At 33.5% G+C, this 14719-nt stretch carries 21 protein-coding genes and 2 pseudogenes; 17 read left to right on the forward strand and 6 right to left on the reverse strand.

What is annotated here, in order from left to right:
• Nucleotides 1-22 precede the first annotated feature (22 nt).
• The 5 genes from rocR to DN392_RS19315 all read left to right on the forward strand — a co-directional run bounded on the left by rocR (nucleotide 23) and on the right by DN392_RS19315 (nucleotide 4451).
• Complete coding sequence (gene rocR / locus DN392_RS19295; RefSeq protein ID WP_080349946.1) at nucleotides 23-1408, forward strand: arginine utilization transcriptional regulator RocR; 1386 nt, start codon at nucleotides 23-25, stop codon at nucleotides 1406-1408.
• A gap of 211 nt (nucleotides 1409-1619) precedes the next feature.
• The gene (gene kamA, locus DN392_RS19300) at nucleotides 1620-3041 is read left to right on the forward strand and encodes a lysine 2,3-aminomutase (protein ID WP_000902132.1); all 1422 of its coding nucleotides are present in this window, start codon (nucleotides 1620-1622) and stop codon (nucleotides 3039-3041) included.
• On the forward strand, nucleotides 3038-3310 hold the full coding sequence (locus tag DN392_RS19305; protein WP_000995761.1) for a YokU family protein: 273 nt from the start codon (nucleotides 3038-3040) through the stop codon (nucleotides 3308-3310). The genes kamA and DN392_RS19305 overlap by 4 nt, the downstream gene beginning before the upstream one ends.
• Before the next feature lie 72 nt (nucleotides 3311-3382).
• On the forward strand, nucleotides 3383-3598 hold the full coding sequence (locus DN392_RS19310) for a YozE family protein (RefSeq protein WP_000750728.1): 216 nt from the start codon (nucleotides 3383-3385) through the stop codon (nucleotides 3596-3598).
• A gap of 190 nt (nucleotides 3599-3788) precedes the next feature.
• Nucleotides 3789-4451, forward strand: coding sequence for a hypothetical protein (locus DN392_RS19315; RefSeq protein WP_000101496.1), 663 nt, complete (start codon nucleotides 3789-3791; stop codon nucleotides 4449-4451).
• A 4-nt stretch (nucleotides 4452-4455) separates the two neighbouring features.
• Here DN392_RS19315 and DN392_RS19320 read toward each other — a convergent pair whose 3' ends face one another.
• Entirely contained in the window at nucleotides 4456-4623 is a 168-nt protein-coding gene (locus DN392_RS19320; protein WP_000456535.1) for a DUF3930 family protein, read from the reverse strand.
• Between the two features lie 150 nt (nucleotides 4624-4773).
• On the opposite strand from DN392_RS19320, the gene DN392_RS19325 reads away from it, so the two are divergent.
• From DN392_RS19325 to DN392_RS19345, 5 genes are all read left to right on the forward strand, one after another.
• Nucleotides 4774-4953, forward strand: a complete 180-nt coding sequence (locus DN392_RS19325; protein WP_000658451.1) for a YozD family protein — start codon at nucleotides 4774-4776, stop codon at nucleotides 4951-4953.
• A gap of 110 nt (nucleotides 4954-5063) precedes the next feature.
• Nucleotides 5064-5246, forward strand: coding sequence for a hypothetical protein (locus tag DN392_RS19330; RefSeq protein ID WP_000473373.1), 183 nt, complete (start codon nucleotides 5064-5066; stop codon nucleotides 5244-5246).
• Nucleotides 5246-6067: a serine/threonine protein kinase gene (locus DN392_RS19335; protein ID WP_000872030.1), complete on the forward strand. Its 822-nt coding sequence runs from the start codon at nucleotides 5246-5248 to the stop codon at nucleotides 6065-6067. The genes DN392_RS19330 and DN392_RS19335 overlap by 1 nt, the downstream gene beginning before the upstream one ends.
• Nucleotides 6049-6804, forward strand: coding sequence for a sporulation protein (locus DN392_RS19340; protein ID WP_048563103.1), 756 nt, complete (start codon nucleotides 6049-6051; stop codon nucleotides 6802-6804). Before DN392_RS19335 ends, DN392_RS19340 begins: the two co-directional genes overlap by 19 nt.
• A gap of 77 nt (nucleotides 6805-6881) precedes the next feature.
• The gene (locus DN392_RS19345) at nucleotides 6882-7517 is read left to right on the forward strand and encodes a phosphatase PAP2 family protein (protein ID WP_000833364.1); all 636 of its coding nucleotides are present in this window, start codon (nucleotides 6882-6884) and stop codon (nucleotides 7515-7517) included.
• Here DN392_RS19345 and DN392_RS19350 read toward each other — a convergent pair.
• Nucleotides 7507-8388, reverse strand: coding sequence for a cation diffusion facilitator family transporter (locus DN392_RS19350; RefSeq protein WP_000380378.1), 882 nt, complete (start codon nucleotides 8386-8388; stop codon nucleotides 7507-7509). The two genes, DN392_RS19345 and DN392_RS19350, sit on opposite strands and share 11 nt — an antisense overlap.
• A gap of 213 nt (nucleotides 8389-8601) precedes the next feature.
• On the opposite strand from DN392_RS19350, the gene DN392_RS19355 reads away from it, so the two are divergent.
• Nucleotides 8602-9012 carry a YhfM domain-containing protein gene (locus DN392_RS19355; RefSeq protein WP_000733264.1) on the forward strand — a complete coding sequence of 137 codons (411 nt, stop codon included), beginning with the start codon at nucleotides 8602-8604 and terminating at the stop codon, nucleotides 9010-9012.
• A gap of 36 nt (nucleotides 9013-9048) precedes the next feature.
• Here DN392_RS19355 and DN392_RS19360 read toward each other — a convergent pair whose 3' ends face one another.
• Entirely contained in the window at nucleotides 9049-9363 is a 315-nt protein-coding gene (locus DN392_RS19360) for a thioredoxin family protein (RefSeq protein WP_000658777.1), read from the reverse strand.
• 586 nt (nucleotides 9364-9949) lie between these two features.
• Here DN392_RS19360 and DN392_RS30460 point away from each other — a divergent pair.
• Entirely contained in the window at nucleotides 9950-10120 is a 171-nt protein-coding gene (locus tag DN392_RS30460) for a hypothetical protein (RefSeq protein WP_000922286.1), read from the forward strand.
• Here the strand turns inward: DN392_RS30460 and DN392_RS19365 are convergent.
• Nucleotides 10103-10711 (reverse strand): hypothetical protein, encoded by a 609-nt coding sequence (locus DN392_RS19365; RefSeq protein ID WP_061672167.1) that lies wholly within the window; start codon nucleotides 10709-10711, stop codon nucleotides 10103-10105. The two genes, DN392_RS30460 and DN392_RS19365, sit on opposite strands and share 18 nt — an antisense overlap.
• A gap of 206 nt (nucleotides 10712-10917) precedes the next feature.
• Between DN392_RS19365 and DN392_RS19370 the strand changes: the two genes are divergently transcribed.
• Nucleotides 10918-11271, forward strand: coding sequence for a hypothetical protein (locus tag DN392_RS19370; RefSeq protein WP_046955713.1), 354 nt, complete (start codon nucleotides 10918-10920; stop codon nucleotides 11269-11271).
• 226 nt (nucleotides 11272-11497) lie between these two features.
• Here the strand turns inward: DN392_RS19370 and DN392_RS30920 are convergent.
• Nucleotides 11498-11773, reverse strand: a pseudogene (locus tag DN392_RS30920) (collagen-like repeat preface domain-containing protein); the annotation flags it as partial.
• A 234-nt stretch (nucleotides 11774-12007) separates the two neighbouring features.
• Between DN392_RS30920 and DN392_RS31410 the strand changes: the two are divergent.
• Both DN392_RS31410 and DN392_RS19385 read left to right on the forward strand, forming a co-directional pair.
• A pseudogene (locus DN392_RS31410) lies at nucleotides 12008-12168 on the forward strand (DUF6944 family repetitive protein); the annotation flags it as partial.
• Nucleotides 12169-12404: 236 nt separating this feature from the next.
• Nucleotides 12405-12683 carry a hypothetical protein gene (locus DN392_RS19385; protein ID WP_000539239.1) on the forward strand — a complete coding sequence of 93 codons (279 nt, stop codon included), beginning with the start codon at nucleotides 12405-12407 and terminating at the stop codon, nucleotides 12681-12683.
• A gap of 120 nt (nucleotides 12684-12803) precedes the next feature.
• On the opposite strand, the gene DN392_RS19390 is transcribed toward DN392_RS19385, so the two are convergent.
• Complete coding sequence (locus tag DN392_RS19390) at nucleotides 12804-12941, reverse strand: DUF3956 family protein (RefSeq protein ID WP_000443219.1); 138 nt, start codon at nucleotides 12939-12941, stop codon at nucleotides 12804-12806.
• Between the two features lie 200 nt (nucleotides 12942-13141).
• On the opposite strand from DN392_RS19390, the gene DN392_RS19395 reads away from it, so the two are divergent.
• Together DN392_RS19395 and DN392_RS19400 are read left to right on the forward strand one after the other, a co-directional pair.
• On the forward strand, nucleotides 13142-13540 hold the full coding sequence (locus DN392_RS19395) for a CHRD domain-containing protein (protein ID WP_088321175.1): 399 nt from the start codon (nucleotides 13142-13144) through the stop codon (nucleotides 13538-13540).
• A gap of 342 nt (nucleotides 13541-13882) precedes the next feature.
• A complete protein-coding gene (locus DN392_RS19400) occupies nucleotides 13883-14134 on the forward strand; it encodes a DUF3947 family protein (RefSeq protein ID WP_000500107.1) in 252 nt (83 codons plus the stop codon).
• The last annotated feature ends 585 nt before the right edge of the window (nucleotides 14135-14719 follow it).

The following is a 14719-nucleotide window of genomic DNA, read 5'->3' on the forward strand; positions in this document are numbered from 1 at the left end:
TGGATTTTCGGCAAAAGGGGGGATGACATTGCTAGCAGTTTCGACACAAGAAGTCATTGAAGCGATTTTGGGCAGTATTGATGAGGCTATACACGCAGTAGATGAAAATGGTATTACAATTTTTTATAATACTGTAGCTGCAAAACACGATGGGTCAAAAATTGAAAAAGTGTTAGGAAAACATTTGTTAGAAGCGTTTCCTTCTTTATCTAGGGAAACGAGTACGTTAATGAAAGTGTTAGATACAAAAAAACCAATTGTTCATCAAGTTCAGCATTATCAAAATTTAAATGGGGAAGACATTTGTACAGTAAATACGACGTTACCTATTTTTATAGATGGAAATATTGCTGGAGCTGTTGAAATTGCAAAGGACTATTCTACAGTTCAAAAACTTACGGATACAATTGTAGATTTGCAGTCAAAAATAAAGCGGTCATCTAGAAAAAAAGCAATTAAAAAGCATGTTGCATTTGAGACGATCGTGACGGATGATGCTAGATTTAAACAGACGAAAGAATTAGCACAAAAAGTAGCGCCAACTGATGCAAATGTTTTAATATATGGGGAAACAGGAACAGGGAAAGAGTTATTTGTACAAGCGATTCATGAAGCTTCTAAACGGAAGAACAAGCCATTTATTGCACAAAACTGCGCAGCTTTGCCAGAGTCGTTATTAGAAAGTTTATTATTCGGAACGACGAAAGGTAGCTATACTGGGGCAATTGAACGAGCGGGATTATTTGAACTTGTAGATGGTGGGACATTGTTTTTAGACGAACTGAATTCAATGCCTCTCGATTTACAAGCGAAAATGCTACGTGTATTAGAAGATGGTGTAATTCGTCGAATTGGTGATAATAAGACGAGAAAAGTAGATGTTCGCGTTATTACCGCAATGAATCAGCCACCAGAAGTATGTTTAAGAGAGAATAAAATTCGTACGGATTTATATTATCGATTAAATGTCTTTTCATTATATATTCCGCCGCTACGTGAAAGAACTGAGGATGTATTATTATTAGCGTCTTATTTTTTGAACGAATATAATAAAAGTTATAAAAAAGGTGTACTTCAAATGGATAAGGAAGCGAAAGAAAGACTACAAGCTTATCAATGGCCTGGCAATGTTCGTGAGCTAAAACATACAATTGAACATGCTGTCATTATTGCAGAAAGGGATACACTAACAGCCAATTGTTTACCGCGTACATTTCGGAAAGAGAATCTGCCAAAGAAGAAGAGCATATTGCCACTTAGAGAAGCACTTCATCAAACGGAAAAGGAATTAATAGATCAAGCGTTACTTGAAACGGAAGGCAATATATTACAAGCTGCAAAAATGTTAGGTATCCCTCGCCAAACGCTTCAATATAAATTGAGTAAGTACGACAAAACCGCCGAATAATTGGCGGTTTTTGTGTGTTTGCACCAATAAAAGCGTGTTTACATATATAAAAAGTAATGAATATGATAGTATGTATGGATTTCATACAGTGCTTACAAATATTTTTTTTGTTTATGTAATAGCGTTCTCCGTACATTTACTTATCAATAATGTAGAGTTGGCATAACTATTGCTTATATAAAGGATGAGCGTATAAAAAGGGGGAATAGCAATGTTACATGATGTATACAAACCAAATCGTCACTGGAAGGATATCGAGTTGTGGAAGGATGTTACTGAAGAGCAATGGAATGACTGGGTTTGGCAATTAACGAATACGATCAAAACTTTGGATGACTTAAAGAAAGTGATTAATTTAATACCTGAAGAAGAAGAAGGCGTTAAAATTTCAACAAAAACGATCCCGTTAAATATTACACCGTACTATGCTTGGTTAATGAATCCTGATGACCCACGCTGTCCGATTCGGATGCAATCTGTACCGATCTCGGAAGAGTTATATAAAACAAAATATGATTTAGAAGATCCGCTTCATGAAGATGAAGATTCACCAGTTCCAGGGCTAACACATCGTTATCCAGACCGCGTATTGTTCTTAGTAACGAATCAATGTTCTATGTATTGTCGTTATTGTACGCGCCGTCGTTTTAGTGGACAAATTGGAATGGGTGTGCCGAAGAAACAATTAGATGATGCAATTGGTTACATTCGTGATACACCACAAGTACGAGATGTATTAATTTCTGGTGGTGACGGTCTTCTTATTAACGATAAAATTTTAGAATATGTATTAAAAAATTTACGAGAGATTCCGCATGTCGAGATTATTCGTATCGGAACGAGAGCGCCGGTAGTATTCCCGCAGCGTATTACAGAAAACTTATGTAACATTATTAAAAAATACCATCCAGTATGGTTAAATACACATTTCAATACTTCTATTGAAATTACAGAGGAATCGAAAAAAGCATGTGAAATGCTAGCAAATGCTGGTGTTCCAATTGGAAACCAAGCAGTAATTTTAGCTGGTATTAACGACAGCGTTCCAATTATGAAAAAACTTATGCATGACTTAGTAAAAATCCGTGTACGCCCATACTACATTTATCAATGTGACTTATCTGAAGGTATTGGTCATTTCCGTGCACCAGTATCTAAAGGTCTTGAAATTATTGAAGGTTTACGCGGTCATACATCTGGTTATGCGGTTCCAACATTCGTTGTAGATGCACCAGGAGGCGGCGGAAAAATTGCGCTTCAACCAAACTATTTAATTTCGCAAAGTGCAGATAAAGTTGTGCTTCGTAACTTTGAAGGTGTTATTACAACGTATCCAGAGCCAGAGAGCTATATCCCAGGAAGAGCAGAAGGGTACTTTAAGGAAATCTATCCAAACTACGAAGAAAAACGTTCAGATGTTGGTATCGCAGGTCTTATGAGTGATAAGAAATTTAACCTTGTTCCAGACGACTTACAGCGTATGAGCCGTCGTAAAGACTATGAAGATAATGACACTCATGCATCACTAAAAGATAAACGTGATAAGCGTGATCAACTTAAAGATAAAAAGTATCAATCGCAAATGGCTAAATTAGAAGAAAACGACAAAAAAAATGAGGGTGATGCAGTATGAATTGTATGTGGTGTGACAGTACAGAAGCGAAAGAAAGCTTGAATACTGTATATTGGGAATTACCAGATGGTACGAAAGCCATTGAAATCCAAGAGACACCATGCATTTCTTGTTCCTCATGTGGTATGGACTATCAAGCAGATCAAACAGTGAAAGAAATAGAAGATCAATTGTTTCTAATTTATACGAAAGATTTACCAAAACAACTAACATATGAAGAATTAATGGGAAGACCACGTCTATTAAAAAGAAATTATTTCGACTTTTAACCAGCTTTTATGCTGGTTTTTTTCTTTTTTGCCTTGTATAATGTATCCAAGTTAGAAAGGCAGGGAATATTTTTGAAAAAGACATTTTACCACTATATGATGAAGCATCGTGCAGCTTTATTTAGTAATGAAGTATCGAATTTAGCAGAAGCAATGTATGATGATTTAAGCTTTCCAAAGCAATCTGAAGATTATGATGAAATTAGTTCATACTTAGAGTTAAGTGGATTGCTAGAAAGTATGTCTATATTTGATGAAGCTTGGGATTTATACATACAAGAGAGATAAGAACTATATGAATTTTTTGACGTGAAGCTAGTCTATTTGCTAGCTTTTTTTTACGTTGTAAATAATTTTTTTATACGGTGATATTTTTTATTGAAAAAATTTATGAATATACGCTTCTGTGATAAGCGTTTTTATGTAGGTTGCATATACTGTTATCAAAATCACGACGTCAAAAAAAGGAGAGATATAGATGGCGAGAAAAAAGCAACCTAAATATAACGTAGGGGACATAGTCGTGATTACGCTATATGGAACCGTTGGTAAAATCACAAATATGAAGGTTTTAGATGGAGTTTACGTTTACGAAGTCAATAATCACGATGGGTTTTACGTAGAGCAAACGTTGCAGCACGTTTCAGAGCAAGATATGAAAAAAGGTGAAACTGAGTGGATTGAATTAAACTATAATTTCACATTTGGTGATCTCGTGCAAGTAACAGGATATGATAAAGATGTGTTTCGTATTGTTGGTTTTCGTACAGAAGTATGGAGATATAAAAATGACGCATGGGAAGATACTATATACGAATTGTCACGAATTACGGATGGTGAATGGTTAGAAGCGGATGAATCAGATTTAACGTTACTTGCTAATGCTCAAACGGCAAATGCAATTTTGAAGAAAATGAAACAAGATAAAGCTGGTATGAATAAATTAGATTTAGGGAAATTAAAGTCAATTAACAACTCAAAAAAAGTGAGTGTTAAGACAAATCGTCAAGAGATCATTGATGGATTACTTGATATTTATAACGATTATCAATTGTTATTCGATACATTTAAAGATGAAGAATACAAAATTGTTATGGATGTTGTTCATAATTATTTAGTTAAATTGACAGAGAAAAAATAGTTAACTAGAAAGAGAGAATGAATTGAACAACAACATATGCAGTATAAGGTATGCCTACAATTATTAAAAAAATAAAAAGCCATTTAATAAGAGAGTCTGCCCATTGATCTTCATGCATGAACTCTTCTTTTGTTTGCCCTACTTCTTGTTCTACCTCATATTGGTATTCCATAATTAAATCCCCCTTTTTGATAGCTTGTACTACCATCGTATGCATCTCGTCCAAAGGATATGACCTATAAAAAAAGAAAAACTATTTTTCTAATCTCATATACATAATTTTGAGATTTTTTCATAAAACAGAAATAAAGGAGTGATGCTCATGAAGGAAATTGAGGTCGTAATTGATACGGAAGAGATTGCGGAGTTTTTTTATGAGCAACTAATTGAAAGAGGGTACGTCCCAAAACGAGAAGAAATTGAAGATCTCGCAGATATTACATTCGAGTATTTATTAGAGAAATGTATGATTGATGAAGTTTTTGATGAAGAGGATGAGTGAAAGTAACGGCGGGCTTAACTCGTCGTTTTTTACTCTTTACAAACTTGTCACAAATAAAGTCAGAAATTATTGGTATAATTAAAAGAAAATTTTACTCAAGAGGTGAAGGGATGTTCAAAAAAATTATTGATTCTTTATTAGGTAGGAAAAAAAATCGTTCGTATTCTAGTAGTGATTATCGCCATAGAGGTCGCTCTTATTCAAGTAGCGATTATAAACGACGTTCATCTGGTTATGGGCATCAGCATTATAAAAGAAAACGTAAAAGTCGTAGCTTCTTTTCAAGTAGCTAATGAAATGGCGTCGTATACTAGCTTTATTTGATAGACCACTGCGAAAAAATACAATCGTTGCAGAACGTTATAAAATTGAATCAGTAATTGGAATGGGCAGTTATGGGGTTACATATGTCGTTAATGACTTACAAATAAATAGATATAAAGTCTTAAAACAATTAAGACAGAGTAAACAAAGATATGAGTCTGGTAGAAAATCATTTGAACAAGAGAAAATGATTTTACAAACATTAAATCATCATGCAATTCCTAGTTTATATGATCATTTCGTATGGGAGAAAAAAAGCTTTTTCGTGATGGAATATATGCCTGGTAAAAATTTCGAAGATTATATTTTCTTAGATGGGCATGCATATACAGAACGTGAAGTTTTTAAAATTTTATATGAAATATTAGAAATTGTATCGGTGTTTCATAGTAAAGGTATTATTCACCGAGATTTACGTATTCCGAATATATTAATGAAAGAAAATCGAATTAGTATTATTGATTTTGGTTTGGCTAAATTGAAGGGTGAGGGTGATGAACGAGCTACAACTTATGAAGGTGAACAAGCTATGATGCGAGAAGTTCACTTTCGTAGCGATTTTTATGCGCTTGGTCATTTCTCGTTATTTTTATTATATGCAGGCTATGAATCTAATGAAAAACATGAAAAACCATGGTATGACGAATTAACTTTGGAAAATTATAACCGTGAGATGCTTATGCGAATGTTACAAATAAAAACGCCGTACTATGAGAATGTACAAGATTTAAAAAAAGATATAGCTTTTGCTTTAGAAAGGATGGAGGTTCCATGTTTCAAAAGTTTTTAGCAAGTGTTGGTATTGGTAATGCAAAAGTAGATACAGTTCTTGAAAAAGATGAGTATATTGTTGGAGAAGAAATACTAGGGAAGGTTCATATAACTGGTGGTTCAGTTAGCCAACAAATTGAAAGCATTTACTTAACGTTATCGACGTCGTATGTACGAGAAGTGGATGATAAAAAAGTAACAGCAACATATGATTTAGAGCGAGTTCGTTTAACAGAACCTTTTTCTGTTGAGCCGAATGAAAAAAAAGAAATTCCATTTTCATTTATAATGCCAGTTGAAACGCCGCTTACACTTGGAATGAAAACCGTTTGGGTGCATACAGGTCTTGATATTAAACGCAGTATAGATCCAAGTGATCGTGATTACATTCAAGTGTTGCCTAATGCACTATTAAATAGTGTGTTAGAGAGTGTAAATCAATTAGGTTTTAAAGCGCGCCATATAGAATGTGAAGAATTACCGTATCGATTACGTAAGCAAGTTCCGTTTGCACAAGAATTTGAGTTTGTTCCTGTTTCCGGAGAGTATTATGGGAAATTAGATGAACTAGAATTATTAATCTTACCAAGCGCTTACGATCGCTTAGAAATTATTATGGAAGTAGACAGAAAATCTCGCGGATTAGCAGGTTTATTTGCGGAAGCGCTTGATCTTGACGAGAAAGTGGTTCGCTTTACAGTAACGAACGAAGATATTCCAACAATGCAAGAAAAAATTAACAATTATATTTTTTAATAAACTATGCATAAAAAAGAGATGGAGAGGAAAACTAAAACAACCGCTCCATTTTTTTGCATAGTGAGGTTATGTATGTGAAACGATATCGACATTTATACTTGTTAAGTTTTACGCTACTCATTTGTTTTGTCGTATTATCACTTTCGTATCATACCGCTTGTATTGAGAAATTTGACAATATAGTCGCGCATTTTATTCAAAGCTTTCGAAACGATTACTTGACAGCCTACTTTACTTGGGTGTCTTTTATCGGTTCCAAAAGAATATATTTTCCGTTACTCATCATTCTTGTAATGTATTTTCTCGTTAGAAAAAAGTTGCTTAGTGCATTACTTCTAACAATTAATTATTATGGATCTCGTTATTTAAACAGTATGCTTAAACTATGGTACGAACGAGCAAGACCTGATGTAACGCAGCTTGTTACTGCAACTGGATATAGTTTTCCGAGCGGTCATACGATGAATGCTACTGCTTTTTTAGGATTTATTGCATACGTCACAATTACAGAAGAACGTATTACATTGCATAAAAAATTGTTGATTATTTTTATAGCGAGCTTTGTTGTATTATCTATTTCAGTTAGCCGAATATATCTTGGCGTTCACTATCCATCTGACATATTAGCAGGATGGGCAGCTGGCGGTAGCTGGCTCGTTTTATGTGTTATATTTCATAAAGCGTTCATTAAAAAAGAACCTATGTCATAATAGGTTCTTTTTCCATTGGTTCAACATGAATGTGTGCATGGTAAATGCCAAACTTTTTCCGGAGCATAGCCTCGATGTTATCAGTAATACAATGACTTTCACCAACATCCATACGAGCATCTACTTCGATTGTAATATCAACGTACGTTTGATTCCCGTACATACGAGCGCGAATGTCTACGATGTTTTCCACGCCACCAATATGTTCAATAGCACCAGCATACTCTTCCATCTTATCTGGATCGATTCCATCCGTTAACATATGAGAAGCTTCTACGAAAATCTCCCATGCAGTTTTACAAATAATAAGGCCGACAATTAAAGCGGCAATAGGATCTAAAATAGGCATTTGGAATTGCGAACCGACAATACCTACTACTGTACCGATACTTACGAGAGCATCTGATAAATTATCCTTTGCAGCGGCTTCTAATGATTTACTTTTTGTTCGTGCTGCAATCTTTTTCGTATATAAATATACAAAGTACATAACGACAGCAGAAAATAAGGCTACCCATGCAGCAAGTACATTAGGCGCTGCTTGTTTCGGATTAAAAAAAGATTGAATGGCGCTAATAACAACTTCTAAACCGACCGTTGCCATAATAAAAGAAGCAACAAGTGATGCAATTTGTTCTGCGCGCGAATGCCCATAAGGATGATCTGGATCACGAGGTTTACGAGAGATTTTTAGACCAATTAATATCGCTAAAGAAGCACCGATATCCGTTAAGTTATTTAAACCGTCAGCACGTAATGCGCTAGAGAGGGTAATATAACTGATGATGATTTTCATAGAGGATAAAAATATGTAGGCCATAATGCTGACAATCGCACCTTTATCAGCTTCTTTATGAGAAAGAGTATCCATTTTAATCACTCACCTTTCTACAAGGAATTTCTTTCTATAAATAGAGTACCAAACGAAACTCGTGTGGGTCTATACAAACATTGTTGACGTTTTTTAGGTTTTTAAGAAGGGGATAACAAAGTTTCGTGAAGGAAAAATATGTTGTAAAGTGCAAAGTTAGGGTGTGAAATTAATTGGGATTGTTTTACAATTAAAGGGTGGGAGGGTAAGAGGATGAAAAAACTAATATTTTTCTTACTATGTATTGTTCTTATAATGATTGGGTGTAATTCATCAAATAACGAAAATGTGAAGGAACATAATATTTCTAAAGTATCCATATCTACTTTTAATGGATACGGTGGATTAAATGAAAATTATTTTCTAAACATGGAAGACAAACAAATAATCAATGGAATTAATAATATGTTTAATGGCATGAAAAAACAAAAGAAAAGAGGCGAAACACCACAATACGATATACTAATTACATATGAAAATAGTGATACGAAGGGTATCCATTTATACCTCGGAGATGAAGGGGAAAGGAGTGTAATTATGTACATTGGTCATGAAGAAACTGTATACTACACTTCTGAAGAAATGACGAAACAACTACGAAAGATAATTGTGAAAAAAGATTAAAACCCTCTAGAAATTATTTTTCAGAGGGTTTTAATCTTAGTATGCTTCTAAAAACTCAGTAACTTGCTCTTCAGTTTTTGCGTTAGCACTATGTAAGTGGCCTAGTTTCTCACCATTTTGATATACAAGTAAACTTGGAATACCCATTACTTGATACTCTTCAGCGATACTTGGGAATTCATCTTTGTTAATAGAATACCATTCAAACTTATTGAACTCTTCCATTACATCTCCGATAAAGTTGTCCATACGCACACAATCTGGGCACCATGTAGTAAAGAACTTAACAACTACTGGCTCCTCACTTGCGATAATGTCTTTGAATTCCTGTTCAGATTTGATTTCTTTCATGTTTTGTTTCTCCTTTTTCACTATTAATATTTTAGGTTGGAACCTCACTTTTCTTTATAAGCTTTTTCTAGGGTTGTGTCAAACTTCTGAATTGTAAGGTTACTATTATAAGTAGGATAATTTAAATTGTATTCATGATAGCCATTGCTATAACGTTCTTTTCCTCACATATTTTTATGAGATGTTTATGAAGCGACTGAAATGTAATGTCGGATAAAACAAGCAATCTCTTTCTGGTACTTAGAGAAGGTAAACGGTGGATAATCATTACTCATAAATTTTATGAGTGAATGAAACAACAAGCAGGAAATTCAAAAAAAGATGTAGGGGATGCATGTATGAATTTAGAGGAATCGTTATAAGAACGTATTCGTGAAGTTGTGAGAGAAGAGATTAGGGCGGCGTTATATGAGTTCCAGCAATAATCACAACCCAAAAAAGTAATATGGGTGAAAGAAGCGTGACTAACAAGAGGGGAAATTGCTGCACTGTATAGAGTGAAAGAAAAAACATGATGTGGAACGCGAAAGGGATCATAAGAACATCTTAGGAATTATTTAGCGGTTAAGAAGTCAGGGGAATTAGGATGTTGAAATGGGTGAAGAAACAAAAACGCCCACCTTGCATTGTTTGTGAGAAACAAGAAGGTGAGCTTCAATTAAAAGAAACGAATTGGATTTGTGAAAATTGTGCCCAAATTACGCATGAACAAGGTATTGAAAGAGATACCTATACCCTTTTACACCTTATTCCATAAATAAGAAAGCTGGTGGGCTTCTGATTCAAGAGCTATTAAATGATCATTATTAATAGAGTTATTCGTATACATTCTGTTCTTTTGGATGTTAAGGACAGTATAATTCACATCGTTATATTCATTTGAAAATGTTGATTCATTTAATAATGTCAGTGTTGAGTTGATGTTATATTTATCAATTCGCTCTTTTTTTCCTTTGAAAAATAGTTTAATAAGATGCGGCTCATCATTAATGAGCAAACCGAGTTCAGGCGATGAGCGGACGATTAAATTATCTGATAACCAATGTGATTTACCTGGATCAAACCAAGAGACGTCTTTGTTTTTAATAAATTTTTTGTACTGCTTTATAACATCAATGTAGTTTTGCTTTTTCTTCTGGTCAACAGTTTGTACTAAAGTTTCAAAACAGTCAAAAGGTAGTTCGTTTTTATGAAATTTAATAACAGTTTCTCGTAATTGTTTCCAGTAATCAAAAACCGGGTGATATTCAGGTTGAGATTTTAAATTCTTTACAAAATTTGTTTTAGCTGCACTATTTTTCAGTGTGAAGTCTAAAAATTGTGTAAGTCCCACTTTAATTTCCGCCATGTTACACCTCCTTTCCAAATGTTACTAATTCAATATTGGAAAGGGAAATCCTGCATTTTTAAGGAGGTGAACTAGATGCTAGAAAAACCGATGTTCATACACATGGAAGTTGAGGGAGAGTAATATTAAAATTTCATTTGTTTTTTACTGTAATAAATAAATTCATTTGAATAGAAGTGAAAAATAGAGGTTTGCCTTAGTCATTTATAAAAGTCGAGAATATTTATAACCATAGGAGTAAATACACAGGTCCGATTTTTGTAATGATGGAGGGAATTGATGTGGACATAACTCAAAGCATGGCAAGAATAGTGGTTAATGGGAAGGATCTTCCGTTTATTTCAGTTAGAACTTCTGTATGGAATCAAGGACCTGTAAATGATTTAATTGTTTCGACAAACTTGAGAGTCGAGGAGCTTTATCAGTTTATGTGGTCACAAGTGCCAGTAATGCTTGCGATGTATTTTCTTCAAGGGGCGGACTTAATGAGGTTTGCTAGAATTAATGGGATTAATCAAAGGGTAACGGGAGAATATATATATCATTTCACTTGGGGATAAAACGAATGTAAAGTAGCTTAACAGCTGCTTTTTTATTTTGTAAAAGAATTTTAGAAGATTAGAAAATATGATTAGAGAGTGATATAGATAATTTGTGACTGTTTTTCAAGTTCGTAAAGTTAATCAGTTACTTCATTCCATACAAGGGGGGCTATGAATATGAAGTTTTTAAGGAACGCAAAAAAACAGTTCCAGTTGCTCCTTTAGGCCCTTGATTTCATTTAGGTCCAGTATTATTTAAGAGTGAACTGTTCAAGGTTCCTTGTAAAATTAAGCTGAATGTTTGTTGCAGAAATGGGTCGGATAGATTTGAACAACTAATGAGCGAAGATAAATTTTGGAATAGAAATTGGAATAACGCAGAGATTTGAGTAAGAGATGCAGTAGGCAAAGAATTGATTAATTGAGTGATAGTTCGTATAACTAAATTTTTATTTGGAGTATTTGGTTGTACTGCAATGATTAAATCATTTAACGCTTGTAATGACGATTGGAGTATTTGTGTAATGTTCAGGAATATTTTTCTTCTAAGTACATGTTTAGAAAATCGAGACGTTCTTATGGGACGTATAATCAATACTTGGTTATTAACAGGAAGTGTAAGTAAGGCTAGAAAACAAAATGGAAATATATTTTTCTTAACTTAAAACATAAAAGAGTAATTTATTAAGTGTTCTAGTGAAGAAATCATCTATTTGCAAAAACTACTTTGTTTTATAGGAAAAGTAATATAAATGGAAAAAATTCAAACACTCAAGTGAATAGTGAACCGAATGAAAAAATAAAGGAAGACAGCTGATAGAAATAGCAGGAAGTTGGGTACAAGCCATAGGTTCTGTAATTTCATTAATTGGACAAATACGTGAAGAAAATGAGGAGTTGGAAGGGAGCGATTGATAGACTAGTTTAAAAAATTAAAATGTAACTATTTTCTAAAATGACAATGAGTAATTTTCACCTTGTTTTTTGATGAACCATTTTTATATGAAAATCATATAATATATTGTAGGACAAGCAACCAGTTTATAATCTATTAAATACTCAAAGAGCTTACCTTTTATATATCTTCGCATCTACTGATCTAGATGCTCTTTTTTATTGAACAAAACACCCATTTGGAAAGGAGGTTAATAATGGGAGTGACATTAGAAGAATTAGAAAAGTGTTATAATAAAGCCTTTATTAAGGGAGCAGAGTACGTAGCTGTTCAGATTGAAATGGATGGATTTCATAGCGATGAAGTAATTATTGACGACAAATATAGTATAGATTCTAAATTAAAGTATTATAAGAAAACATACAATGAAAATTTAGAACATAGATGGATTCCAGGGATTCGTATTGTAGGTTTTGCATATGGCTATTCGTTCTCAGAAATTCTACATGAATTAGGGTTGCTAGTGAAGAAATGATTAAACAAATAGCAGTTATTTTACGCGATGCCATGCTTTTAGTGGTGTCTTTTTTGTTGTGAAGGAAAGATATAAATAAAAAAGAGAGCCTAAGCTCTCTTTTGAATAGATACCTAACGTTTATGCACAGATTGGAATTCCTAATGCTATTAAGGTCAATGCTACTTGAAGAGAAAGTTCTAATCTAGCAATTTCGATTCCAGCGACTGAGACCACTAAAAGAGGTTGTCCATTAACGAACAAAACACAGCTTTCCATACTTTCGCCTCCTTTCGAGTAATCTAATATAGTATATGAATAAAATTGTAATATGAAATAGTCAAATTAATGGATTTAATAGAATTGATAATTTAACCTATAGTATAAAAAAATTAAGTAGACTAATAGCTGATTTATTAACACCATATATGAAGGACAAGAATATATTAGGAGTATATAAAAACGTAGGAGTGGTAAATATGTTCTTTGCAAAGTTACGCGGCAGGAATGAAGTTCCACCAGTAGAAACAGATGCTCGAGGAGAGGCTTTCTTTAAATTAAGCCCGGACAAGCTTAGCTTAAAATTCAAGTTAGATTTATTCGATATAGAGGATGTAGTAGCTGTCCATCTGCATCTTGGGTCAAAAGGAACGAACGGTCCTGTTGTAGCTTTTTTATTTGGACCTATAACAAATCCAGTTTCAATAGAGTGTGCAACTCTTACGGGAATGATTACTCAAGAAGATTTGGTCGGGCCGTTAGTGGGTCAAACATTAGGTACTCTTGTAAATGAAATCATATCTGGAAACATATATATTAATGTTCATACAGTACAACATTCTAATGGTGAAATACGAGGACAATTGAATTATTGTTAATGAATAAAAGTAGTGAAAAATAAAGCATCCATTTAGGGTGTTTTTATTTTGTGAAGGTTGTATAGATAAGTAATCTATTTTTAGTAATCTTGAACATTCATTTCTAAAATTTTGAAAGTGGTCGAATTTAAAAAATAGTTATCAGAAATTTGTTAATGAAATGCCCCTTCAAAAATTAAATTAGTATTAGTAGATGAACCTTGTAAATGAAATATGCAAGTGTAACAGATAATAAAAATTCTTTAAACTTAATCAAAGCTAATAGATTAATTCTCCACACCCACTGAAATAAAAAATCATAACATAAATTGTAATTACTTTTACGGAAGTGAGATGAAAATAATGTTTTATTCATATTTTACTACCCAAGCAGGTATGCGACCAGCGTATGGTACATCAATAACGTTTAGCGGAGCACAAAGTACAGTTCAAGCTGTTCAACAAGCGTTACAAATGCAACAACAAATGCAAATGCAGCAACAAGGTATCCAGCCGTATTATTCATCTATGGAGTATTTTTACCCAGTGCATCAAATCACACCGTATGGAAGTTCTTTTCTTACTATCCCGTATGGAACTGTATTTAATCTATAAATTGAAAGTTTAATCAGTAGGGGCAGGTATCCCAAACCGATTATTAGTCCTCACCAATTGGACATATACGGACGATCCGGCTCCTACCTATCTTTCTTGCATGTTCCGAAATTTTTTGGGAGTCTTATTACCCGCAAATGGAGAGGGGGATATGTAAGCGTCAAATAGTTCTCAACTACAATTTGTAAATAGTCGATGAGATAATCTCCGTACATATTACAAGTGTTTTTTGATGAGATGATACCGATTAAAGAAAAAATAGGGATTATTTTATCATGAAAAATGATGGTTAGTGGCTCTGTATGAAAGGATACATGAACATTTATTTACGTGGATTAGATCGAGATGTAGCAATGAAGTCCTATTTGTGGTTATATCGAATAGGACGATTGTCTTATAACTATTAACCTACAAAGAAGATTTGACCCGTTTTTTCTAATCTTGAAAGATATTTACAGCCATAACATCACATATTTTATTTATAATTGTAAATAGTTATTAAAATGTATAAATGATATTTCTTTTATATAATAAAAAAGAAAAAAGGGAAAATAATGCAACTTTTTAATTTGTTTATTCGTGTTA

The sequence above is a fragment of the Bacillus sp. BB51/4 genome, assembly GCF_008368845.1.
GTDB classification, from domain to species: Bacteria; Bacillota; Bacilli; order Bacillales; family Bacillaceae_G; genus Bacillus_A; species Bacillus_A wiedmannii.